We start from the raw sequence: 22,924 nt of genomic DNA on the forward strand, positions 1-22,924 counted from the left end.
GTGAGACGGCAATGACAGAGGACTCTTCCGGCGCTACCGTCGTGCAGTCGGCCGACCGCCGACGCCAGGAGCGCCGGGAGGGCCCGTGAAGGGGAAGAACGAGCAGCGGGCAGGCCTGCTGTACGGAATCGGTGCGTACGGGATGTGGGGCCTCGTGCCCCTCTTCTGGCCGCTTCTCGAGCCGTCCGGAGCGGTGGAGATCCTCGCCCACCGGATGGTGTGGTCCCTGGGCGTCGTCGGCATCGCCCTGCTGGTCCTGCGCCGCTGGGCGTGGATCGGCGAGCTGATACGGCAGCCCCGGCGACTGGGGCTGATAGCGGTCGCCGCGGCCGTGATCTCCGTGAACTGGGGCCTCTACATCTGGTCCGTGAACAACGGCCACGTCGTCGAGGCGTCGCTCGGCTACTTCATCAATCCGCTGGTGACGATCGCGATGGGCGTCCTGCTGCTCGGCGAGCGGCTGCGGCCCGCACAGTGGGCAGCGGTGGCCACCGGCTTCGCCGCGGTGCTCGTGCTGGCGATCGGCTACGGACAGCCGCCGTGGATCTCGCTGGTGCTGGCGTTCTCCTTCGCGACGTACGGCCTGGCGAAGAAGAAGGTCAACATGGGCGGCCTGGAGTCCCTGGCCGCCGAGACCGCCGTGCTGTTCGTGCCCGCGCTCGGCTTCCTGCTGTGGCTCGGAGCGAGCGGCGACGCGACGTTCCTGTCCGGGGGCGCGGGTCACGGGGCCCTTCTCGCCGCGACGGGGCTCGTCACCGCGATCCCGCTGGTCTGCTTCGGCGCGGCGGCGATCCGGGTACCGCTGTCCGTCCTGGGCCTGCTGCAGTATCTGGCGCCCGTGTTCCAGTTCGCGCTCGGCATCCTGTACTTCCACGAGGCGATGCCGCCCGAGCGCTGGGCCGGCTTCGGACTGGTCTGGGTGGCGCTGGTCCTGCTCACCTGGGATGCCCTGCGGACGGCGCGGCGCACGAGGGCGGAGGCACTGCGTCTGGCGGTGCGGGCCGCGGAGGCCGCGGCACCCGTCGCGACGGGTGCCGCTTCGGACCCGGACGCCAGCACTCCCGTCAAATAGGGTCCGGCCCGACGCCCATGTGGGGCTGATCTCCGACGCGGACGACCACGGTGCGGCACCGCGGTATCCGGACCTGCCTGACGGGGTCCGGGAGGCGGACCGGATGCGTGGGGCAGGCATGGTGGACGGCACCCGCAAAGGCTGATTGAGTGCCCGGATGGGGACGATCCTGAAGGGCATGAGGCACGTTCAGTGGCATGAGCTGCGCCATGCCCAGGGCTCCGCCTCCCAGGTCCCCGGGATGCTGTCGCGCATAGCCTGGGGCGACACCGAGTCCGCCGAGGACGCGCTGAGCGATCTGGGCCGGTGGATCGCCGCCCTGGCCGTGTTCGACGCGACGGTCGCCGCGGTGCCCTTCCTGTGGGAACTGGCCGCCATGGACACGGTGAAGGACCGCGCGGGGGTGCTCGGCCTGCTGGGGACCATCCTCGCCCACGGCCACGCGCACCACCCGGAGTGGACCAGGGACGCGCATCTCGCGGTCCTGGCCGGCCGGGCGACGGCCGAGCGGCTGGCCTCGGACGGCGACCCGGCGGTGAGCGCGGCGGCCGGAAAACTCCTCGTCGCGTGCGGCGAGCACGTCTGCCCGGCCTGCCCGCCCCGGTGACGGGCGGATCCGCCCCGGCGAGCCCGTTGCCGCAGTGGTCCGACAACCAGTACAAACGGTTTTCATGACTCTGCACTGGAAGGTCGTCATCGATGCCACCGACCCGCACGCCCAGGCCGACTTCTGGGCCGAGACCCTCGGCTACGTCGTCGAGGACAACAGCGTCCTGATCGAGGAACTGCTCGCCGCGGGGATCGTGACCGAGGCCGCCACCGTCGAGCCCCATGGGCACCGTGCCTGGCGCGATCTCGCCGCGGTGCGGCACCCGGACGATCCGTACGACGAGAAGAGCGGGACCGGCCTCGGGCGCCGGCTCCTCTTCCAGCGCGTACCGGAGCCCAAGACGGGGAAGAACCGCCTCCACCTGGACGTGCACACCGCCCCCGGACAGCGGGAGGCCGAGGCGGAACGGCTGGTGGGGCTCGGCGCCGGCGTGCTGCGGACCGTCGAGGAGCCGGGCGGGTCGTGGCAGGTGCTCCTGGACCCGGAGGGCAACGAGTTCTGCGTCCACTGAGAGGGCGGACCGTCCCCGCAGGTCAGCGGCGTACGGCGGGAAGGCGATCTCTCTAGGCTGACCACATGTTCACGCCACCCGCCGCATACACCCTGGTCGCCACGGATCTGGACGGCACGCTGCTGCGTTCCGACGACACCGTGAGCCCTCGCTCCCGCGCGGCCCTCACCCGGGCCGCGTCGGCCGGAGCACAGCACCTGATCGTCACGGGCCGCGCGGTACCCGGCATACGCGCCCTGCTCGCGGACCTCGGCTACGACGGCCTCGCGGTCTGCGGGCAGGGCGCGCAGGTGTACGACGCCGGGTCGGCCCGCATGCTGAGCTCGGTGACCCTGGACCGGGACCTGGCCGATGCCGCGCTCGGCAAGATCGAGGCCGAGGTGGGCCAGGTGTTCGCCGCCGTGGACCAGGACGGCCCCGACGGCCGGACCCTCATCGAGCCCGGTTACCGCATGCCTCACCCCTCGCTCCCGGCGCAGCGGGCCGGGAGGCGTGCGGAGCTGTGGGCCGCGCCGGTCATCAAGGTCCTGATACGTCATCCCGCGCTCACGGACGACGAACTGGCCGCTGCCGCCCGTGGGGCCGTGGGCGACCTGGCGTCCGTCACGATGGCGGGCCCGGGAACGGTGGAGCTGGCGCCGTACGGCGTGGACAAGGGCACCGGGGTCTCGCTGGCCGCCGGGCTGCTGGGGCACGACCTCGCGGGGGCGGTTGCGTTCGGGGACATGCCCAACGACCTGCCGATGTTCCGCCTCTCGGGACACCGGGTGGCGATGGCCGGCGCACACCCGGAACTGCGGGCGGAGGCCGACGAGATCACCCTCTCGAACGAGGAGGACGGCGTCGCCGCGGTCCTGGAGCGGCTGTTCGCCTGAGCTCACCCGGCAGCGGCGCGGTGCGTCGTCCGAAAAACGACTCCCCCGAGTTCTATGCATGTGCATAAGATGCGTACGCGTGTAAAAGTCGTACGCATCCAACTGGGGAGCCCACCGTGACCGCACGCTCTTTCCTGTTCCTGCTCGGCAGCAGCCGCGCCGACGGCAACACCGAGACGCTGGCCCGGCTGGCGGCCGAGCAGCTTCCGGCCGGCGCTGAACAGCGCTGGCTGGACCTGCGGGACCTCCCGCTGCCCGACTACGAGGACCGGCGGCACTCGGACGGCCACCCGGCCCCCGACGGCCACGCCACGACCCTCCTGGAGGCCACGCTCGCCGCCACCGACGTGGTCATCGCGTCGCCGCTGTACTGGTACGCGGTCTCCACCCCCACCAAGCGCTACCTGGACCACTGGACAGGATGGCTGGAGACCCCCGGGACCGACTTCCAGCGGCGGATGGCGGGGAAGACCCTGTGGGGGGTCACCGCCCTGGCGGACGAGGACCCCGCGGTCGCCGAACCCCTTGCCGGGACCCTGCGGAATTCGGCGCGCTACCTCGGGATGCGATGGGGCGGGGTGCTGCTGGGCAACGGCAGCAAGCCCGGCGACGTACTGTCCGACACCGGGGCCACGGCCCGGGCGAAGGACTTCTTCAGCTGACGCGCCCCGGCGCGGGGGCACCCCCCACCGGCGGACCGTCGCCCTCCCCGTCCGCCGGAGCGCCCCGGTCCGCCTGAGAGCCCCCGTCCGCCGGAGCGCGCCCGGCCGGCAGGGACCCGGCGGGCAGGGGCCCGGCGGACAGGGACCGCAGCACATGGGCCACCAGCGCGGCGACCGTCGCCTCGTCCTGGGCCGGCTTCCGCAGCACGTGGCGGTAGTAGACCGGGCCGTAGAGCATCTCCACCGTGAGCCGCAGGTCGGCGCCCTCCGGGATCTGCCCCTGCTCCTGGGCCCGGCGCAGGCGCTCCACGGCCGCCTCGACGCGTGGGCCGACGAGCTGCTCGCGAACAGCCCTGGCGAGGTCGTCGTCGTGGTGCATCTCCGAAAGGATCCCGGCGTAGGCGGGGCCGTACGGCGGCGTGGAGATCAGCTTCACGAGCCCGTTGACGTGCGTGCGCAGGTCGGCCTCGATCTCGCCGGTGTCGACGAACGGCGTGGCGCCGGCGAGCATGCCGGCGAAGGCCTCCAGCATCACCGCACCCTTGGACGGCCACCAGCGGTAGATCGTCTTCTTGCTCACGCCCGCGCGGGCGGCGATCGCCTCGACCGTGACCCGGCCGTATCCCTTCTCCGTACAGAGCTCCAGGGCGGCCTCCAGCGTCGCCCGTCGTGACCTCTCGCTGCGACGCACGGAACTCGGCGATGTGATCATTCGGTGAGCATAGGGGGATTCTGCCCACCGCTTATTGACAGGTCGTCGCCAAAAGTCGAACAATGACCAGGCTGGAAACGGAACGTACCGTGTCGTGACGTTCCGTGCAGCACACCGTTCGTGCCGTTCGTGCCGCGACGAGCCGATCGGGGGACGGCTCGACCGGCCGACGGTACGGACGGCCGGTGCCGGCCCCTCAGACGCTGATGTCCTTCGTGGTGAGGCGCGCCCAGGCCGCAGAGCCGAACACCGCCGCGTACAGGGCCTGCAGGCCCAGGTTCCTGACCAGCTCGTCCCAGTAGACCGGCTCACGCAGCAGGTCCGTGAAGGACAGCCAGTAGTGCGGGAAGAGATACGGGTGGATCGCGTCGAGCTGCGGCATCGTGTCCAGGATCTGCACGGTGATCAGCACCCCGACGGTGGCGGCCATCGCCGCGATCCCGCTGTTGGTGAGGGTCGAGACGAAGAGGCCCAGTGCCGCGAAGCCGACGAGGGACGCCGCCACGGCGACCGCGACGAACAGGGCCCGCAGGAGTCCCTCGCCGAAGCCGATCCGTGTCCCCGAGATCGTCGTGACCTCACCGACGGGGAAGAGCAGCGCCCCCGCCGCGAGCGCCGAGACCGCCACGACCAGGGTGGCGGCCAGGCAGAACACCAGCACGGACACGTACTTGGTGAGCAGCAGCCGGGTGCGGCCCGCCGGTGCGACCAGCAGGTATCGCAGCGTCCCGCCGCTCGCCTCGCCCGCGACGGAGTCCCCCGCGATGACGCCGACGGCCATCGGGAGGAAGACCGGAAGTGTCGCGGAGAGCGCCGCGAAGACCAGGAACAGACCGTTGTTGGTGATCTGGGAGAGGAAGGCGGGGCCGCCCCCGCCGCCGGGCCCGCCCCGCGAGCCGTCGCCCGTCTCGATCCGCACGGCGATCCCGATGAGGACGGGAACGGCCGCCAGCACTCCGAGCAGGGCCAGGGTGCGCCGGCGGCGGAACATGACGGCCAGCTCGGAGCGGAGGATCCCGAGGGTCCACAGCGCACGGCGCGGTGCGCGGGGCACGGCGAGCGGGGTGAGTTCAGCCTGCGACATCGAATCCCTCTCCGGTGAGTGCGACGAAGGCGTCCTCCAGCGAGGCCCTCTCGACGCCGAAGGCGCGTACCCGGACACCGCCGCGCACCAGGGCGGCGTTGAGGTCCGCGAGCTCCACCTCGCCCGGTGGCGCGTCGGCGCTCACCCGCTCCCCCTCGGTAACGAGGCCCGTCGCCCCGTGCGCGGCGAGGATGCCGGCCGCGGCCCCCGGGTCGGGGGTGGTCACGGCGAGCCGTCCCCGGGCTCCCGCCGCGAGGGCGACGACCGGGCCCTGGACGAGGAGCCGGCCGCGGGCCATCACGGCCGCGTGGGTGCAGACCTGTTCGATCTCGTCGAGCAGATGGGAGGAGAGGAAGACGGTGGTGCCCTCGGCCGCGAGCTCCCGTACCAGGGAGCGGATCTCGCGCATGCCCTGCGGGTCGAGGCCGTTGGTCGGTTCGTCCAGCACGAGCAGCCGGCGCGGCTGGAGGAGCGCGGCGGCCAGCCCGAGGCGCTGCTTCATCCCGAGCGAGTACGCCTTGGCCTTCTTGCCCGCCGCCGCTGCGAGCCCGACGCGGTCCAGCGCGGCGGCGACCCGTACGCGCCGGGTGCGCGGATCGGAGGTCGGGTCGGCGGAGTCGAAGCGCGCGAGGTTGTCGCGGCCCGTCAGGAACCCGTACGGCGCGGGTCCTTCGATGAGCGTGCCGACCTGGGGCAGCACCGTGCGGGCGGCGGCCGGCATGGGGCGGCCGAGGACATGTGCGGTGCCGGAGGTCGGGGCGATGAGCCCCATGAGCATCCGGATGGTGGTGGTCTTGCCGGAGCCGTTTGGCCCGAGGAAGCCGAAGACGCTTCCGGACGGGACGGTGAGGTCGAGTCCGTCGACGGCCAACTGCCCGCCCCGGTAGCGCTTGGTGAGCCCGCGCGTCTCGATCACCGTGCCGCGTCCCGGCTCTCCCGGCTCCGCCTCGGGCCCCGCCGCCGCGGCCGCTGTGTCGGTCATGCGCACTCCCGGTCCTGTCCCGCCGTGTCCGGCGCCCCGTGCCGGACGAGGCTGCCTGCCGCACGAACCGCCCCGCCGTACGGAGCGTACGACGGGGCGGGGCGTGAGCTGCGTCCTGCTCGGCGGTGTCGGCCGCCTTCACCGGTGCGTCCTGCTCGGCCGTGTCGGCCGCGTACACCAGCGCGTCCTACTCGGCCGTGTCGGCCGCCTTCACCAGCGCGTCCTTGGTGACCGCCCCGACGTAGACCTTGCCGTCGTCCGTCAGCAGCGCGTTGACCAGCCGCGTCCTGAAGACCGTGCCCGAGCCGAAGTCGCCGGTGACCTTGTCGCCGAGGGCGTCCAGGAACTGCTGCGCCTGCGCCGGTACGTCGCCGGAGCCCTGGGCGGGCAGGCCGGCCCCGCCCGGCAGGTCGATCTCGGCGACGGCGCTCCAGCCCTTGCCGATGACGTTCAGCCCCTGGAAGTCCTCCAGCGCGCTCAGGTCCTTCTGCGCCTTGTCCGCCGTGCCGTTCTTCTCCGCCTCGGCCTCGATCTCGTCGGCCTCGGTGACCTCGGCACCCTTGGGCGGGGTGAAGGAGAAGGAGGAGGCGTCGGGCTTCGCGAAGTCGACCTGGGTGAAGCCCGCGTCGACCGCGGCCTTGCCCCCGCCGCTCGGGGCCAGCGTGAACTTGAGCGGTACGCCGGTCGAGGCGTCGACCGCAACCGTGACGGAGCCGATCGTGGAACCGGACTGCTTCGGCTTGATCACGAGCCTGTAGGCGTCGCGCCCCGCCACCTGCGCCGTGCCGTCGACCGTGACGGACGTGGTGTCGTCCGCGGCGGCGAGGGCCTTCTCGGCGAGCTCCTTCGGGGTGCCGGGCACTCCCTCCGGCGCCTTGTCGGCCTTGCCGCCCGCGCGCTCGTTCCCGTCGGACTCCGCGTGGTAGACCTCGTTGCTCCCGCTGTCGTACCCCCAGACGTCGTCCCCGTTGTGGACGAGGCTGTACTCCGAGCTCTCGCCGAGGATCGAGAGACGCTGCTTGTCGGGGCCGTCGACCGCGACCCGGAGCGTGTGCGTCCCGGAGGCGAGTTCCATCAGCTTGCTCTCGGGGTCCGCGCTCGACCCGGCCGAACCCGCGTCCGGCGCGAAGGAGCCCGCGAGGCCCCCGAGCGACGGGATACCGAGGTCGGTGGTGACCTTCACCGTGCCGGAGAGCTGCTGCTCGTCCGACGCGGCGATCTTCTCGATGAGTTCCTGCGCGGTGATGTCCGGGAGGTCCGGGTCGCCGGAGTTCGCGAGCGCCGGGACGAGTCCGATCGTCGCCGCCGCCACCCCCGCCACCGCGAACGGGACGATGTAGCGCGCCGCCTTACGACGGCCCACGACAGTGCCCGTGGCCTCGTTGGTCTCTGCGCTGTCGTTCGGTGCCATGTGTGCTCTACCTCCGTGGTCGGCGGCTGCCATCCCGTTGCACTCGTCCACTCCCCGCCGCCATTCTCACCCGATGTGGTCAGGAGTGGTTGATATCCATCTGACCAAATCGAGCGAGGACAAGCGTCAGTCCTCGGGAGCAACTGGGCGTACCTCTCCGGGATGACCCCGGGGGCCGGGGGCCCGCCGAGCCCCTAAGGGTTCGGTGGACGGCTGTGGGCCGACCGGGCCCCGTGATCCGCCGGGGCCTCCAGGCGTCAGCCTGCCCGGTGCACCACGGCGTCGCACAGCTCTTCGAGTGCGGCCTTGGCATAGCACTCGGGCAGCGGCGCCAGCGTCGCCCGCGCCTCCTGGGCGTAGCGGACGGTGTCGCGCCGCGCCTGTTCGAGCGCGGGGTGGGCGCGGAGCCGGCGCAGCGCCTCCGCGAGCCGGGCGTCGTCGGCGAGGTCGCCGTCGAGCAGTTCCACGAGCTCCTTGTCCTCCGGGCTGCCGCCGGCCGCGGCACGCGCGCGCAGGTGGAGGACCGGGAGCGTGGGGATGCCCTCGCGCAGGTCGGTGCCGGGTGTCTTGCCCGACTCGTGGGAGTCGCTGGCGATGTCCAGGACGTCGTCGGCGAGCTGGAAGGCGATGCCGAGGCGTTCGCCGTACTGGGTGAGGATGTCGACGACCGACTCGTCGGCACCCGCCATCAGGGCGCCGAACCGGCCGGACACGGCGACCAGCGAGCCGGTCTTGCCGCCCAGCACGTCCATGTAGTGGTCGACGGGGTCGCGTCCGTCGCGCGGGCCCGCGGTCTCCAGGATCTGACCGGTGACCAGGCGCTCGAACGCCTCCGCCTGGATGCGTACGGCCTCCGGGCCGAGGTCGGCCAGGATGTGCGAGGCCCGGGCGAAGAGGAAGTCGCCCGTCAGGACGGCGACGGAGTTGCCCCAGCGGGTGTTGGCGCTGTCCACCCCGCGGCGTACGTCCGCCTCGTCCATCACGTCGTCGTGGTACAGCGTCGCCAGGTGCGTCAGCTCGACGACCACGGCGGAGGGGACGACGCCGGGTGCGTCGGGGTCACCGAACTGGGCCGCGAGCATCACGAGCAGGGGCCGGAAACGCTTGCCCCCCGCGCTGACGAGGTGCTGCGCGGCCTCCGTGATGAACGGGACCTCACTTTTGGTGGCATCCAGCAGCCCCGCCTCGACAGCGGCCAAACCGGCCTGGACATCGGCCTCAAGAGCCTGGTCCCGCACGCTCAGTCCGAACGGCCCGACGACGGTCACGAGGGGATCTCCTGTCTGCTGACGATCACACGGAATGTCGATGTGTCGCTGTCCTCACTCAAGTCAGCGTATCCGGTCCCCTTTGGATCACCGTGGGCGCCTTCCCGCCACCGCCGGTATGTTCGACATCAGCTCATACGATCAGGAGTTGTCGTTTTGTCCCACACCGCGACCGGTACCGATCCGGCCCAGCCACCGCCCGAGGACGATCACGCGTTCTTCGGCCAGCCACGGGGCCTGATGACCCTGTCCGGACTGGAGGTCTGGGAGCGCTTCTCGTTCCTCGGGATGCAGGCCATCCTGGTCCTCTTCTTCGCCGACAAGGTCTCCGACGGCGGTCTGGGCATGGACCCGGGCACCGCGGCGTCCGTGTCCGCCGCCTACGGCACCCTCGTCTATCTCGTGTCCGTCGCGGGCGGCTGGCTGGCCGACCGGATCCTCGGTTCGTACCGTGCCGTGCTGTACGGCGGCATCCTCATCGCCTGCGGCCACTACGCCATGGCCGTGCCGACGGCCACGATGACCTGGGTGGGCCTCGGCCTGATCAGCGCGGGCACGGGGCTGCTCAAGCCCAATGTGGCCTCGATGGTCGGCAAGCTCTACGGCACCGAGGACAACCGCCGCGACGCGGGGTTCGCGCTCTACTACATGGGCATCAACATCGGTGCCTTCGTGGGCCCGCTGGTCACCGGCTGGCTCGGTGAGCACGCGAGCTGGCACTGGGGGTTCTCGGCCGCCGCGTTCGGCATGACACTCGGCCTGATCCAGTACGTCGTCGGCCGGCGTCACCTGGCCGGGCGAAAGCACGCGGCGGAGTACGCCCTGGCACCCGGTCCGATGCGCCGGGCCGTGCTGACGATCATGGCCGGAATCGTGGTGGTGGCCCTGGTGGCGACGGCCCTGGCGCTGGCCGGCTGGCTCACGATGGACCGCTTCGTCGACGTCCTCACCCTCGTCTCGGTGATCGCGCCCGTCGTCTACTTCGTCGTGATGTTCAGGAGCCCCCGGGTCACCCCGGAGGAGCGCGGCAGGCTCCGGCCGTACGTCGTGCTGTTCCTGGCGTCCGTCGTCTTCAACTTCATCCTGTTCCAGGCCTACTCGACCATGATCCTGCTCGCCTCGACGAACGCCCGTGCGGAGATCTTCGGCTTCCACTTCCCGGCGAGCTGGTACGCCTCCGCACTGGGCGCCTTCGAGGTCGCGCTGGCGCCCGTGGTCGCCGCCGTCTGGGCCAGGATGGGCCCGCGCCAGCCGCACGCGTCGAACAAGATCGCGATCGGGGTCGTCCTCGGCGGCCTGTCCTTCCTCCTGATGGTCCTGCCCACCTCGGGTCACGCCGACGAGACCTACAAGATGGCCGTCTGGTGGATCGTGGGCTCCTACCTGCTGCTCGGCCTCGGCGACATCCTGCTGGAGACCTCCGGCATGTCCGCCACCACGAAGCTCGCCCCCAAGGCCTTCGCCAGCCAGACGATGGCGCTGTGGTTCCTGTCCCTGGCCCTCGCCAACGGCATCCAGGCACAGGTCGTGAAGCTCTACGGCGAGGTCTCCAACCCCGCCTACTTCGGTGTCAATGGCGCCATCGCGGTGGCGGCCGGTGTGGCCGTCATCGCCGCCGCTCCCTGGCTGAAGCGCACCATGCACCCCGTCCACTGAGGTACCGCCATGCACATCCGCACCGATTTCCCGTACGAGACCACGCACGAGGACCTCTACATCCCGCTGGCCGGGGGCACCCAGCTGTACGCCCGGATCTGGCGGCCGGTCACCGACGAACCGGTGCCCGCGCTGCTGGAGTACCTGCCCTACCGGCTCAGCGACTGGACGGCGCCGCGTGACTGGCAGCGCCACCCCTGGTACGCGGGCCACGGCTACGCCTCCGTGCGTGTCGACGTACGCGGGCACGGCAACAGCGAGGGCATGCCGGGCGACGAGTACGACGCGACGGAGCTCGCCGACGGGGTCGCCGTCGTGCACTGGCTGGCCCAGCAGGAGTGGTGCTCGGGCCGGGTGGGCATGTTCGGCATCTCCTGGGGTGGCTTCAACTCGCTCCAGATCGCCGCGCTCGCGCCGGAGCCCCTGAAGGCGATCGTGACCGTCTGTTCGGCCGACGACCGCTACGACAACGACGTCCACTACATGGGCGGCTCCGTCCTGGGCGTGGACATGCACGCGTGGGCCTCGACCATGCTGGCCTTCGTCTCGCGGCCCCCGGACCCGGCGGACGTCGGCGAGGACTGGCGGGACATGTGGCTGCGGCGGCTGGAGAAGGTCGAGCCGTTCATCCACACGTGGCTGGCCCACCAGACCCGCGACGACTACTGGAAGCACGGCAGCGTCTGCGAGGACTACGGCGCGATCCAAGCGAAGGTCCTGGCGGTGGGCGGCTGGCACGACCCGTACCGCGACACCGTCCTGAGGCTCGTCGAGCACCTGGACCCCGGGCAGGTACGCGGACTGATCGGCCCCTGGTCGCACCAGTACCCGGACCGCGGGCTTCCGCCGGGGCCGGCGATCGGCTTCCTCCAGGAGACGCTGCGCTGGTGGGACCAGCACCTGAAGGACGAGGACACCGGGGTGATGAACGAGCCCCTGCTGCGGTCCTGGATCAGCGGCTCCCATCCCCCGGCCACGGTCTACGAGACGCTGCCCGGCCGCTGGGTCGGTGACGCGGCCTGGCCGTCGGAGAACGTCGCCGCGGTCATCTACGCCCTGGGGGGCGGGGCGCAGATCGTCCGTTCGCCGCAGCAGACCGGGCTCGACGCGGGCCGCTTCTTCCCGTTCGGCAACGACGCCGACCTGCCTCCCGACCAGCGGGACGAGGACGCCAAGTCGGTGTGCTTCGAGTTCCCCGTCGAGGACGCCCCGATCGAGATCCTCGGCCGCCCCCGGGTGACGCTCCTGCTCCGGATGGACGTACCGCGCGGCCAGGTGATCGCCCGGCTCTGCGACGTGGCCCCGGACGGGTCCTCCACCCTGGTGACACGCGGCGCCCTCAATCTGGCCACCCGTCACGGGCGCGACCGCGCGGAGGACTGGCCCGCCGGGGAGGCCGAGTACGTGAACTTCGAGCTGAACGGCATCGGGCACACCTTCCCGCCCGGCCACCGGATCAGGGTCGCCGTCTCCTCCTCGTACTGGCCGTGGATCTGGCCCCAGGCCGGTTCGGCGGGCTTCACGCTGGAGGCGGAGGGCAGCCTCGTCGAGCTCCCGGTGCGCAGGCACACCGAGGACCCGGCGATCACCTTCGGCGAACCGGAGCAGGCGGAGCCGCTCGGCGTCGCCTTCCCGGTCACACTCGACGAGCAGCGCCCCGAGCGCCTGGTGGTCCGCGACGTCGCCAAGGGCGAGTGGCGCCTGGAGGTCGACCCGCGGTACGGCGGCACGCGTGTCTACCCCGACGGCCTGGAGTTCACCGAGGACGCCCTGGAGACGTACACGATCCAGCAGGACGACCCGCTGTCGGCCCGGGCCCGTTCGGACTGGACGATCAGACTGCACCGGCCGGAGATGTCCTGGGACGTACGGGTCGAGACCCGCTCGGAGCTGAGTGCGGACGCGGACGACTTCATCACCTCCAACGAGGTCGTGTGCAGGGACGGCGACGAGATCGTCTTCCACCGGACCTGGGAGAAGCGGATCCCGCGGACGGCCGGCTGACCAGGGTTATCCCATAACTTTCCGGGCATTACGCCTACTTGAGGTACTGACGCCGACCGGCGACTCCGACGTACCGTGTCCCTCAAGCGACTGGAAAGGGGCAGCGACAGATGCCCGAGCAAGGCAGCCCGCTCGACCTGGCCGAGGGCGATCCCTTCGGTCCGCACAACCTTCCGTACGGCGTGTTCTCCATCCCCGGACACACCGAGGGCCGAAGGGTCGGGGTCCGCGTCGGCGGACATGTACTGGACGCCGGGGCCGCGGCGCAGGCGCTCGGTTCGCCGTACGCCAGACTGCTGGCGCAGCCGAGCCTGATGCCGCTGCTGGCGGCGGGGCGCACCGCGTGGCGGGACGTGCGGCGGGCACTGACGGCGTGGGTCACGGTCCCGTCCCACCGCCCGGAGCTGGAGCCGCTGCTGCACCCGCTGGAGTCGGTGACCCTGCACCTGCCGTACGAGGTCGCGGACTACGTCGACTTCTACGCCAGCGAGCACCACGCCACCAACGTGGGGAGGATCTTCCGCCCCGACGGGGCGGCGCTCACCCCCAACTGGAAGCACCTGCCGATCGGTTACCACGGCCGGGCCGGCACGGTCGTGGTCTCCGGCACGGACGTGGCACGCCCCTCCGGGCAGCGCAAGGCGCCGTCGGACCCCGCCCCGGTCTTCGGCCCCTCGGTGAAGCTGGACATCGAGGCCGAGGTCGGCTTCGTCGTGGGTGTTCCCTCGGAGCAGGGGTCCCCCGTGGCCCTCGGTGACTTCCGTGAGCACGTCTTCGGGCTCTCCCTGCTCAACGACTGGTCGGCGCGGGACATCCAGGCCTGGGAATACGTGCCGCTGGGCCCGTTCCTCGGCAAGTCCTTCGCCACCTCCGTGTCGGCGTGGGTGACTCCGCTGGAGGCCCTGGACGCGGCCCGCACGGCGCCGCCCGCACGTGACGAGGACCTGCTCCCGTATCTGGAGGACGCGGACGACGAGGAGCCGGGCGGCTTCGACATCCGGATCTCGGTGGAGATCAACGGACAGACCGTCTCCGAGCCTCCGTTCTCCTCGATGTACTGGACCGCGGCCCAGCAGCTGGCGCAGATGACGGTCAACGGCGCCTCGCTGCGCACGGGCGACCTGTACGGCTCGGGCACCGTCAGCGGTGCGGAGCCGGGGCAGCGCGGCTCCCTGCTCGAACTCACCTGGAACGGCCGCGACCCGCTGGACCTGCCCGGGGGCAGGCGGACGTTCCTGGAGGACGGGGACACCGTCACCCTGACCGCCTGGGCACCCGGTCCGCACGGCACCCGGGTCGGACTCGGTGAGGTCACCGGCCGGATCACGGGCAGGTCGTGACCGACGCCACCCTGACGCTCCCCGAGGAACTGCTGGTGCTCGCCCTGGACCCCGCACGCGGAAAGCCGCACTGCCGGGTCCGGTTCCTGGAGTACGGCATCGCGGGGGCCGCCCTGGCAGAACTGGAGCTCCAGGGGCGGATAGCCGAGGAACACGGGCGGGTCGTGGTCGTGAACCCGCTGGATCCGCCTGACGCGCTGCTCGCGGTGTTCCTGCGCAGCCTCCCGCCTCCCGGCAAGGGCGGGTTCCTCTCCTCCAGGACGTCGGCCCGGCGCTGGGTGCGGCAGGCGGGGCGACGGGCCGGGGGACTGTATCTGGACGCCCTGGTGGAGCGTGGTGTCCTGCGCAGGGAGACCCGCCGCTTCCTCGGCCTGCTCCCCTACCACCGCCACCCGGCGGGCCCCGCCTCCCCGGCGGAGCAGGTGTGGCAGGGCTTCGACGAGTCCCGCGCGGCAGGTCACCCCGACCGCAGGGGCCGGCTGCTCGCGGCCCTGGCGGCGGCGGTGGAGCTGCCGGCCGTCGTGCGGGGCGGCGACCGCCGCACGCGTGCCGCGGCCCGGGCCCTGGTGCGCGAGGAGTGGCCGGCGCAGGCCGTGCACCGCAATGTGCGCCAGGACAGGGCCGCCCGGGCGGGCGGCGGGGGAAGCGGGGGCGGGGACGGCGGGGGAAGCGGGGACGGGGACTGACTCCGCGGGTCGTCCGACGCGGCCCGCTCCGACGGCGAGGCGCGCTGGTCAGCGACGTGTGAGGCGGTCACACGTTCGGGGGGACCTCATCGCGTTCCCTGCGGATACGCTGAGGAGTCCCGCGAGACTGCCTCCCATGGGAGCACTGATGAGCATCGAACCCGAGGCCCCCGAGCCGCGGTGGGCGGTCCCGCCCGTGGGCGGCTGGACCGCCGATGACCTGGACACACTCCCGAATCTGCCTCCGCACACGGAGCTGATCGACGGGAGTCTGGTTTTCGTGGGTCCGCAGACGTTGTTCCATACTCGGGCGGTCGACTTCTTCAACTGGCAATTGCAGTCACTGGCACCGCCCGAACTGGAGGCCGTCCGGGAGTTCACCATCGACATCGACTTCCAGAACCGGCCCGAACCCGATGTCGTCGTCGTACGCGCGGACGCGGTCGAGAGTCTGCGGCAGACACGGTTCCCCGCGAGCAGTGTGCTGCTCGCCGTCGAGGTCGTGTCGGACGAGTCCGTCACCCGGGACCGGGAGACCAAGCCCGTGAAGTACGCGCGGGCGAGGATCCCGCACTACTGGCGGGTGGAGAACAAGGACGGCAGGGCGGTCGTGTACGTCTTCGAGCTGGAACCCGCCACCGGCGCCTACACCTCGACCGGGATCTTCCACGACCGGATGAAGGTGTCCACGCCCTTTCCCGTCGATCTCGACCTGGCCGCGATCGTCTCCCGACGCCGGGCGACCGACGGGTAGGGACGGAAGCGCGGCCGACCCGAGGATCAGTCGAACTCCGGGGGCTCCTCGTCCCAGCCGAACTCCGGGTCCGGGTCCGGGACCCGGGCGGCGGACCGGGTCACCGGCGCCGGCTCGGACGCCCGGGCCGCGGGGGCCGGTGCGGGGCTCTGCGAAGCCTCCGGCGCGGAAGTCCCCGGCGCGACGGCCGACGGGCCCGTGTCCCCCAGCCCGGCCAGCACCTCCAGCACCCCCTCGCCGTACGTCGCCAGCTTCTTCTCGCCGAGCCCGCTGACGCCTCCCAGCTCCGCGAGGGAACCGGGCCGCAGCGCGGCGATCTCCCGCAGCGTCGCGTCATGGAAGATCACATACGCCGGGAGGCCCAGCTCCTTGGCCTGGGCGCCGCGCCAGGCGCGCAGTGCCTCGAAGACCGGTACGGCCTCGGCCGGCAGATCCGCCACCGCGGCGGACTTGCTCTTGCGCTCGCCACCCGAGGACAACCGGGTCGTGGGCCGCTTCGGCTCCTTGCGGAGCATCACCTCGCGCTCCCTGCCGAGCACGGTGCCGCTCGACTCCGTCAGCACCAGCGTGCCGTACTCGCCCTCGACGGCCAGCAGGCCCTGGGCCAGCAGCTGGCGCACGACGCCCCGCCACTCCGCCTCGGCCAGCTCCTCGCCGATGCCGAAGACCGAGAGCTGGTCGTGGTCGAACTGGATGGTCTTCGCGGTCTTTCGGCCCAGCAGGATGTCGATGATCTGGCCGGCCCCGAACTTCTGGTTGCGCTCGCGCTTCAGCCGGACCACGGTGGACAGCAGCTTCTGGGCGACCACCGTGCCGTCCCAGGTCTCGGGCGGGGCGAGGCAGGTGTCGCAGTTGCCGCAGGCCTGCTCGCCGGGCTCCTGGCCGAAGTACGTCAGGAGCTGGGCGCGGCGGCACTGCACGGTCTCGCAGAGCGCCAGCATCGAGTCGAGGTGCGAGGCCGCGCGACGCCGGAACGCCTCGTCGCCCTCGCCGCCCTGGATCAGCTTGCGCTGCTGCACGACGTCCTGGAGTCCGTACGCCATCCAGGCCGTCGACGGCGCCCCGTCACGCCCCGCGCGGCCGGTCTCCTGGTAGTACCCCTCGACGGACTTGGGCAGGTCCAGGTGGGCGACGAAGCGGACGTCGGGCTTGTCGATACCCATGCCGAAGGCGATGGTCGCGACGACGACCAGGCCCTCCTCCCGCAGGAAGCGCGACTGGTGGGCGGCGCGGGTCCCGGCGTCCAGGCCCGCGTGGTACGGCACGGCCTCCACGCCGTTGCGGGAGAGGTATTCGGCGGTCTTCTCGGTGGAGTTGCGTGAGAGGCAGTAGACGATGCCCGCGTCCCCCGCGTGCTCCTCCTTGAGGAAGGTGAGCAGCTGCTTCTTCGGGTCGGACTTCCCCACGATGCGGTACTGGATGTTCGGCCGGTCGAAGCTGGCCACGAAGTGCCTGGCCTCGGGCATGCCGAGCCGCTGGGTGATCTCCTTGTGCGTGGCCTCGGTCGCCGTGGCCGTGAGCGCGATGCGGGGCACGCCGGGCCAGCGCTCGCCGAGCACCGAGAGCGCCAGGTAGTCGGGGCGGAAGTCGTGGCCCCACTGGGCGACGCAGTGCGCTTCGTCGACGGCGAAGACGGAGATCTCACCGCGGGCGAGCAGGGAGAGCGTCGAGTCCAGACGCAGCCGCTCGGGGGCGAGGTACAGCACGTCGAGCTCACCGGCGACGAACTGGGCCTCCATCGAGCGGCGCTCGTCGAAGTCCTGCGTGGAGTTCATGAAGCCCGCGCGGACGCCGAGGGCGCGCAGGGCGTCCACCTGGTCCTGCATGAGGGCGATGAGCGGGGAGATCACGATGCCGGTGCCCGGCCTGACCAGGGCGGGGATCTGGTAGCAGAGGGACTTGCCGCCACCGGTGGGCATGAGCACGACCGCGTCGCCGCCCTCGACGACATGGTCGATCACCGCGCCCTGCTCGCCGCGGAACGTCTCGTACCCGAAGACCCTGTGCAGCGTCTGCTGCGCAGCGCTCTCGGTCGTCACACTCATGGTCGCGCCCGTCCGTCCGTCTTCACCCGTCCACAGCAACCATAGGCGCCACGTACGACAACGCCGGACGGGCTTGACTTTCCAAGGCCCGTCCGGCGTCGCAGCGCGTTTTCGTCGTTACCGCACGAACACTCCGGCCTGGCTCGCCAGGTCCAGGAAGTACTGCGGGGCCAGGCCGAGCACCAGGGTCACGGCGACCCCGACCGCGATCGTGGTCATCGTCAGCGGGGAAGGGACGGCGACCGTGGGGCCGTCCGCCTTCGGCTCGCTGAAGAACATCAGGACGATGACCCGGATGTAGAAGAACGCGGCGATGGCCGACGAGATCACACCGACCACGACGAGCCCGCTCGCGCCGCCGTCCGCCGCCGCCTTGAAGACGGCGAACTTGCCGGAGAAGCCCGCTGTGAGCGGGATACCGGCGAAGGACAGCAGGAACACCGCGAAGACCGCCGCGGTCAGCGGCGAGCGCCGGCCGAGGCCGGCCCACTTCGACAGGTGGGTCGCCTCGCCGCCCGCGTCCCGCACCAGGGTGACGACGGCGAAGGCGCCGACGGTCACGAAGGAGTACACGCCCAGATAGAAGAGGACGGACGAGATGCCCTCGGGGCTGGACGCGATGACGCCGGCGAGGATGAAGCCCGCGTGGGCGATCGAGGAGTAGGCCAGGAGCCGCTTGATGTCGGTCTGCGTGATCGCGACGATCGCGCCGCCCAGCATCGTGACGATCGCGACACCCCACATGACGGGGCGCAGGTCCCAGGTGAGCCCGGGCAGCACCACGTAGAGCAGGCGCAGCAGCGCGCCGAAGGCGGCGACCTTGGTGGCCGCGGCCATGAAGCCGGTGACCGGGGTCGGGGCGCCCTGGTAGACGTCCGGGGTCCACATGTGGAACGGGACCGCACCGACCTTGAAGAGCAGGCCCATGAGGATCATCGCCCCGCCGATCAGCAGCAGCGCGTCGTTGCCCATGGTGGAGGCGAGCGCCGGGTCGATCTGCTGGACACTGCCGTCGACGACGTTCGCGATGCCCGCGTAGGAGACGGTGCCCGCGTATCCGTAGAGCAGGGCGATCCCGAAGAGCAGGAAGGCCGAGGAGAACGCCCCGAGCAGGAAGTACTTCACGGCGGCCTCCTGTGACATCAGCCGCTTGCGGCGGGCGACGGCACACAGGAGGTAGAGCGGGAGGGAGAAGACCTCGAGCGCGATGAAGAGCGTCAGGAGGTCGTTCGCCGCCGGGAAGACCAGCATGCCCGCCACGGAGAAGAGGGCCAGCGGGAAGACCTCGGTCGTGGTGAATCCGGCCTTGGCCGCGGCCTTCTCCCCGTCACTGCCGGGTACCGACCCTGCCTGGGCCGCGAAGGAGTCGACACGGCTGCCGTGCGAGGCCGGATCGAGGCGCCGCTCGGCGAAGGTGAGGACGGAGACCACCGAGACCAGCAGGATGGTGCCCTGGAGGAACAGTGCGGGACCGTCGACGGCGACGGCTCCCATCGCCGCGATGTGCGCGTTCTTCGTGGCGTACCCGTCGGCGGCGAGCCCGATCACCGCGGCGAACGCCGCAGCGATCGCGACGACCGTCAGGAACACCTGGGTGGTGTAGCGGGCCCGTCGCGGGACGAACGCCTCCACCAGGATGCCGAGGACGGCGGCCCCGACCACGATCAGGACGGGTGCCAGTTGGGCGTACTCGATGGTCGGTGCGGTGAACCTGTCGCCCGGTGCGGCCGTCGTCACCTCGCCCGCCCTCGTCCACAGGCTGTGGACAGCTGTTGCGCTCACTTGGCGGCCTCCACCTCGGGCTGGGGGTCCTTCTTCTGTACGTCGTGCATGGTGTGCTGCACCGCCGGGTTGACGACCTCGGTCAGCGGCTGCGGGAAGACACCCAGGAAGATCAGCAGGGCGATCAGCGGAAGGGCCACCGCCAGCTCACGGACCTTGAGATCGGGCATGCCTCCGATGCCCTCCCTGACCGGTCCCGTCATCGTCCGCTGGTAGAGGACGAGGACGTACAGCGCGGCGAGCACGATGCCGACGGTGGCGATGATGCCGACAACCGGGTACGCGCTGAACGCGCCGACCAGGACCAGGAATTCACTGACGAAGGGGGCGAGGCCGGGCAGCGAGAGGGTCGCCAGTCCGCCGATGAGGAAGGTCCCCGCCAGGACGGGGGCCACCTTCTGCACCCCGCCGTAGTCGGAGATGAGACGCGAGCCCCGCCGCGTGATCAGGAATCCGGCGACCAGCATCAACGCGGCCGTCGAGAGGCCGTGGTTGACCATGTAGAGCGTGGCGCCCGACTGGCCCTGGCTGGTCATCGCGAAGATCCCGAGCACGATGAAGCCGAAGTGCGAGATCGACGCGTAGGCGATGAGCCGCTTGATGTCCCGCTGGCCGACGGCGAGCAGGGCGCCGTAGACGATGGAGATCAGCGCCAGGACGAGGATCACCGGCGTCGCCCACTTGCTGGCCTCCGGGAACAGCTGGAGGCAGAAGCGGAGCATCGCGAAGGTGCCCACCTTGTCGACGACCGCGGTGATCAGGACGGCGACCGGGGTGGTCGCCTCCCCCATCGCGTTCGGCAGCCAGGTGTGCAGCGGCCACAGCGGGGCCTTCACCGCGAAGGCGAAGAAGAACCCGAGGAACAGCCACCGCTCGGTGGAGGTCGCCATGTCCAGCGAGCCGTTGGCCCGCGCCTCGGCGATCTCCGAGAGCGAGAAGCTCCCCGCGACGACGTAGAGACCGATGACGGCGGCCAGCATGATGAGCCCGCCGGCCAGGTTGTAGAGGAGGAACTTCACCGCGGCGTAGCTGCGCTGCGCCGCCGCGTTCTCGTCGCTGCCCGAGTGCGCCCGGTCCCCGAAGCCTCCGATGAGGAAGTACATCGGGATGAGCATGGCTTCGAAGAGGATGTAGAAGAGGAAGACGTCGGTGGCGACGAAGGACAGGATCACCATCGCTTCGACCATCAGGATCAGGGCGAAGAAGCCCTGGGTAGGCCGCCACCGGGAGCTGTTCGTCTCCAGGGGATCGGCGTCGTGCCAGCCGGCCAGGATCACGAAGGGGATCAGCAGCGCCGTGAGCGCGAGGAGCGCCACCCCGATGCCGTCGACGCCGAGTTCGTACCGGACGCCGAAGTCCTTGATCCAGGTGTGCGATTCGGTGAGCTGGTAGCGGTCGCCGCCCGGTTCGAAGCGGGCGAACACGATGCCGGCCAGGGTGAGCGTCGCCAGCGAGACGACCAGGGCGAGCCACTTGGCCGCCGTGCGCCGCGCGGCCGGGACGGCGGCGGTGGCGATCGCGCCGATCGCCGGAAGCGCCGCCGTCGCTGTCAGGAGGGGAAAGGACATGGGATCAGACCGCCCTCATCAGCAGGGTCGCGGCGATGAGGACCGCCGCACCGCCGAACATCGAGACCGCGTAGGAGCGGGCGTAGCCGTTCTGCAGCTTGCGCAGCCGGCCGGAGAGCCCGCCCATCGAGGCGGCCGTGCCGTTGACGACTCCGTCGACCAGGGTGTGGTCGACGTAGACCAGGGAGCGGGTGAGGTGTTCGCCGCCGCGGACCAGGACGACGTGGTTGAAGTCGTCCTGGAGGAGGTCCCGGCGGGCCGCCCTGGTGAGCAGGGAGCCGCGCGGGGCGACCGCGGGGACGGGCCTGCGCCCGTACATCGCCCAGGCGATGGCGACACCGATGACGAGCACCACCATGGTGGCGGCGGTGACGGTGGTGGCGCTGACCGGGGCGTGTCCGTGGTCGTGACCGGTGACGGGCTCCAGCCAGTGCACGAAGCGGTCGCCGATGGAGAAGAAGCCTCCGGCGAAGACCGACCCGAAGGCCAGCACGATCATCGGGATCGTCATGGACTTCGGTGACTCGTGCGGGTGCGGGTCGTGGCCCTCCGCGTCGGGCTGCCAGCGCTTCTCGCCGAAGAACGTCATCAGCATCACGCGCGTCATGTAGAACGCGGTGATCGCGGCGCCGAGCAGCGTGACGGAGCCGAGGATCCAGCCCTCGGTGCCGCCCTTGGCGAACGCCGCCTCGATGATCATGTCCTTGGAGAAGAAGCCGGACAGGCCGGGGAAGCCGATGATCGCGAGATAACCGAGGCCGAAGGTGACGAAGGTGACCGGCATGTACTTCCGCAGGCCGCCGTACCTCCGCATGTCCACCTCGTCGTTCATGCCGTGCATCACCGAACCGGCGCCGAGGAAGAGCCCGGCCTTGAAGAAGCCGTGCGTCACCAGGTGCATGATCGCGAAGACGTAGCCGACGGGGCCGAGGCCCGCGGCGAGGATCATGTAGCCGATCTGCGACATCGTCGACCCGGCGAGGGCCTTCTTGATGTCGTCCTTCGCGCAACCGACGATCGCACCGAAGAGGAGCGTGACGGCTCCGACCACGACGACGACCAGTTGTGCGTCCGGTGCCCCGTTGAAGACGGCGCCGGAACGGACGATGAGGTAGACGCCCGCGGTCACCATGGTCGCCGCGTGGATGAGGGCCGAGACCGGGGTCGGGCCCTCCATCGCGTCACCGAGCCAGGACTGCAGCGGCACCTGGGCCGACTTGCCGCAGGCGGCGAGGAGCAGCATCAGGCCGATCGCGGTGAGCTTGCCCTCGCTCGTGTCCCCGGTGGCCTCGAACACGGGCCCGAAGGCGAACGTGCCGAAGGTGGTGAACATCAGCATGATCGCGATGGACAGGCCGATGTCGCCGACGCGGTTGACCAGGAAGGCCTTCTTGGCCGCGGTGGCCGCGCTGGGCTTGTGCTGCCAGAAGCCGATGAGCAGGTACGACGCCAGACCGACGCCCTCCCACCCGACGTACAGCAGGAGGTAGTTGTCGGCGATGACCAGGATGAGCATCGCCGCGAGGAAGAGGTTCAGGTAGCCGAAGAAGCGGCGTCGCCGCTCGTCGTGCTCCATGTAACCGATGGAGTAGATGTGGATCAGCGTGCCCACACCCGTGATCAGCAGGACGAACGTCATCGACAACTGGTCGAGCTGGAAGGCCACGTCGGCCTGGAACCCCTCGACGGGGATCCAGCTGTACAGGTGCTGGTGCAGGGTGCGGTCCTCGGCGCCCTTGCCCAGCATGTCGGTGAACAGCACGGCACCGACGACGAAGGACGCGGCGGCGAGCACCGTGCCGATCCAGTGTCCGGCCCGGTCGAGCCGGCGTCCGCCGCAGAGCAGGACCACCGCTCCGAGCAGGGGCGCCGCGACCAGCAGCGCAATCAGGTTTTCCACGA

Annotated in this window: 18 protein-coding genes and 1 pseudogene; 10 read left to right on the forward strand and 9 right to left on the reverse strand. The window is 71.0% G+C overall.

Annotated features, from left to right (window positions below; genetic code table 11):
• Window positions 1-85: 85 nt before the first annotated feature.
• The 5 genes from rarD to P8A20_RS14845 all read left to right on the forward strand — a co-directional run bounded on the left by rarD (window position 86) and on the right by P8A20_RS14845 (window position 3,730).
• The gene (gene rarD / locus P8A20_RS14825; protein WP_147959003.1) at window positions 86-1,072 is read left to right on the forward strand and encodes an EamA family transporter RarD; all 987 of its coding nucleotides are present in this window, start codon (window positions 86-88) and stop codon (window positions 1,070-1,072) included.
• 157 nt (window positions 1,073-1,229) lie between these two features.
• Window positions 1,230-1,679 (forward strand): hypothetical protein, encoded by a 450-nt coding sequence (locus P8A20_RS14830; protein WP_147959001.1) that lies wholly within the window; start codon window positions 1,230-1,232, stop codon window positions 1,677-1,679.
• A 64-nt stretch (window positions 1,680-1,743) separates the two neighbouring features.
• Window positions 1,744-2,193, forward strand: a complete 450-nt coding sequence (locus tag P8A20_RS14835) for a VOC family protein (RefSeq protein ID WP_147959000.1) — start codon at window positions 1,744-1,746, stop codon at window positions 2,191-2,193.
• Window positions 2,194-2,258: 65 nt separating this feature from the next.
• Window positions 2,259-3,068 (forward strand): HAD-IIB family hydrolase, encoded by an 810-nt coding sequence (locus tag P8A20_RS14840; protein ID WP_147958999.1) that lies wholly within the window; start codon window positions 2,259-2,261, stop codon window positions 3,066-3,068.
• Window positions 3,069-3,184: 116 nt separating this feature from the next.
• The gene (locus P8A20_RS14845; protein WP_147958998.1) at window positions 3,185-3,730 is read left to right on the forward strand and encodes a flavodoxin family protein; all 546 of its coding nucleotides are present in this window, start codon (window positions 3,185-3,187) and stop codon (window positions 3,728-3,730) included.
• 133 nt (window positions 3,731-3,863) lie between these two features.
• Here P8A20_RS14845 and P8A20_RS14850 read toward each other — a convergent pair.
• From P8A20_RS14850 to P8A20_RS14870, 5 genes and pseudogenes are all read right to left on the reverse strand, one after another.
• Window positions 3,864-4,442 (reverse strand): annotated as a pseudogene (locus tag P8A20_RS14850) (TetR/AcrR family transcriptional regulator); the annotation flags it as partial.
• Window positions 4,443-4,638: 196 nt separating this feature from the next.
• On the reverse strand, window positions 4,639-5,526 hold the full coding sequence (locus P8A20_RS14855) for an ABC transporter permease (RefSeq protein ID WP_147958997.1): 888 nt from the start codon (window positions 5,524-5,526) through the stop codon (window positions 4,639-4,641).
• Complete coding sequence (locus tag P8A20_RS14860; RefSeq protein ID WP_147958996.1) at window positions 5,513-6,508, reverse strand: ABC transporter ATP-binding protein; 996 nt, start codon at window positions 6,506-6,508, stop codon at window positions 5,513-5,515. The genes P8A20_RS14855 and P8A20_RS14860 overlap by 14 nt, the downstream gene beginning before the upstream one ends.
• Window positions 6,509-6,695: 187 nt before the next feature.
• The gene (locus P8A20_RS14865; protein WP_147958995.1) at window positions 6,696-7,919 is read right to left on the reverse strand and encodes a LolA family protein; all 1,224 of its coding nucleotides are present in this window, start codon (window positions 7,917-7,919) and stop codon (window positions 6,696-6,698) included.
• A 257-nt stretch (window positions 7,920-8,176) separates the two neighbouring features.
• Window positions 8,177-9,187: a polyprenyl synthetase family protein gene (locus tag P8A20_RS14870; RefSeq protein ID WP_147958994.1), complete on the reverse strand. Its 1,011-nt coding sequence runs from the start codon at window positions 9,185-9,187 to the stop codon at window positions 8,177-8,179.
• A 156-nt stretch (window positions 9,188-9,343) separates the two neighbouring features.
• On the opposite strand from P8A20_RS14870, the gene P8A20_RS14875 reads away from it, so the two are divergent.
• The 5 genes from P8A20_RS14875 to P8A20_RS14895 all read left to right on the forward strand — a co-directional run bounded on the left by P8A20_RS14875 (window position 9,344) and on the right by P8A20_RS14895 (window position 15,627).
• Window positions 9,344-10,843: a peptide MFS transporter gene (locus P8A20_RS14875; protein ID WP_306103638.1), complete on the forward strand. Its 1,500-nt coding sequence runs from the start codon at window positions 9,344-9,346 to the stop codon at window positions 10,841-10,843.
• A 9-nt stretch (window positions 10,844-10,852) separates the two neighbouring features.
• Window positions 10,853-12,847: a CocE/NonD family hydrolase gene (locus P8A20_RS14880; RefSeq protein ID WP_147958992.1), complete on the forward strand. Its 1,995-nt coding sequence runs from the start codon at window positions 10,853-10,855 to the stop codon at window positions 12,845-12,847.
• Window positions 12,848-12,957: 110 nt separating this feature from the next.
• Window positions 12,958-14,187 (forward strand): fumarylacetoacetase, encoded by a 1,230-nt coding sequence (gene fahA, locus P8A20_RS14885; RefSeq protein ID WP_147958991.1) that lies wholly within the window; start codon window positions 12,958-12,960, stop codon window positions 14,185-14,187.
• Window positions 14,184-14,873 carry a GOLPH3/VPS74 family protein gene (locus P8A20_RS14890; protein ID WP_306103639.1) on the forward strand — a complete coding sequence of 230 codons (690 nt, stop codon included), beginning with the start codon at window positions 14,184-14,186 and terminating at the stop codon, window positions 14,871-14,873. Before fahA ends, P8A20_RS14890 begins: the two co-directional genes overlap by 4 nt.
• Window positions 14,874-15,021: 148 nt before the next feature.
• Complete coding sequence (locus P8A20_RS14895; RefSeq protein WP_147958990.1) at window positions 15,022-15,627, forward strand: Uma2 family endonuclease; 606 nt, start codon at window positions 15,022-15,024, stop codon at window positions 15,625-15,627.
• A 26-nt stretch (window positions 15,628-15,653) separates the two neighbouring features.
• Here P8A20_RS14895 and recQ read toward each other — a convergent pair whose 3' ends face one another.
• The 4 genes from recQ to nuoL form a co-directional block, all read right to left on the reverse strand.
• Window positions 15,654-17,672, reverse strand: coding sequence for a DNA helicase RecQ (recQ, locus tag P8A20_RS14900; RefSeq protein ID WP_306103640.1), 2,019 nt, complete (start codon window positions 17,670-17,672; stop codon window positions 15,654-15,656).
• Between the two features lie 117 nt (window positions 17,673-17,789).
• Entirely contained in the window at window positions 17,790-19,454 is a 1,665-nt protein-coding gene (gene nuoN, locus P8A20_RS14905; protein WP_306103641.1) for an NADH-quinone oxidoreductase subunit NuoN, read from the reverse strand.
• Complete coding sequence (locus P8A20_RS14910; RefSeq protein WP_306103642.1) at window positions 19,451-21,022, reverse strand: NADH-quinone oxidoreductase subunit M; 1,572 nt, start codon at window positions 21,020-21,022, stop codon at window positions 19,451-19,453. Before P8A20_RS14910 ends, nuoN begins: the two co-directional genes overlap by 4 nt.
• Window positions 21,023-21,026: 4 nt before the next feature.
• Window positions 21,027-22,922 carry an NADH-quinone oxidoreductase subunit L gene (nuoL, locus tag P8A20_RS14915; RefSeq protein ID WP_147958987.1) on the reverse strand — a complete coding sequence of 632 codons (1,896 nt, stop codon included), beginning with the start codon at window positions 22,920-22,922 and terminating at the stop codon, window positions 21,027-21,029.
• Window positions 22,923-22,924 lie beyond the last annotated feature (2 nt).

This window comes from Streptomyces sp. Alt3 (assembly GCF_030719215.1).
Taxonomy (GTDB): domain Bacteria; phylum Actinomycetota; class Actinomycetes; order Streptomycetales; family Streptomycetaceae; genus Streptomyces; species Streptomyces glycanivorans.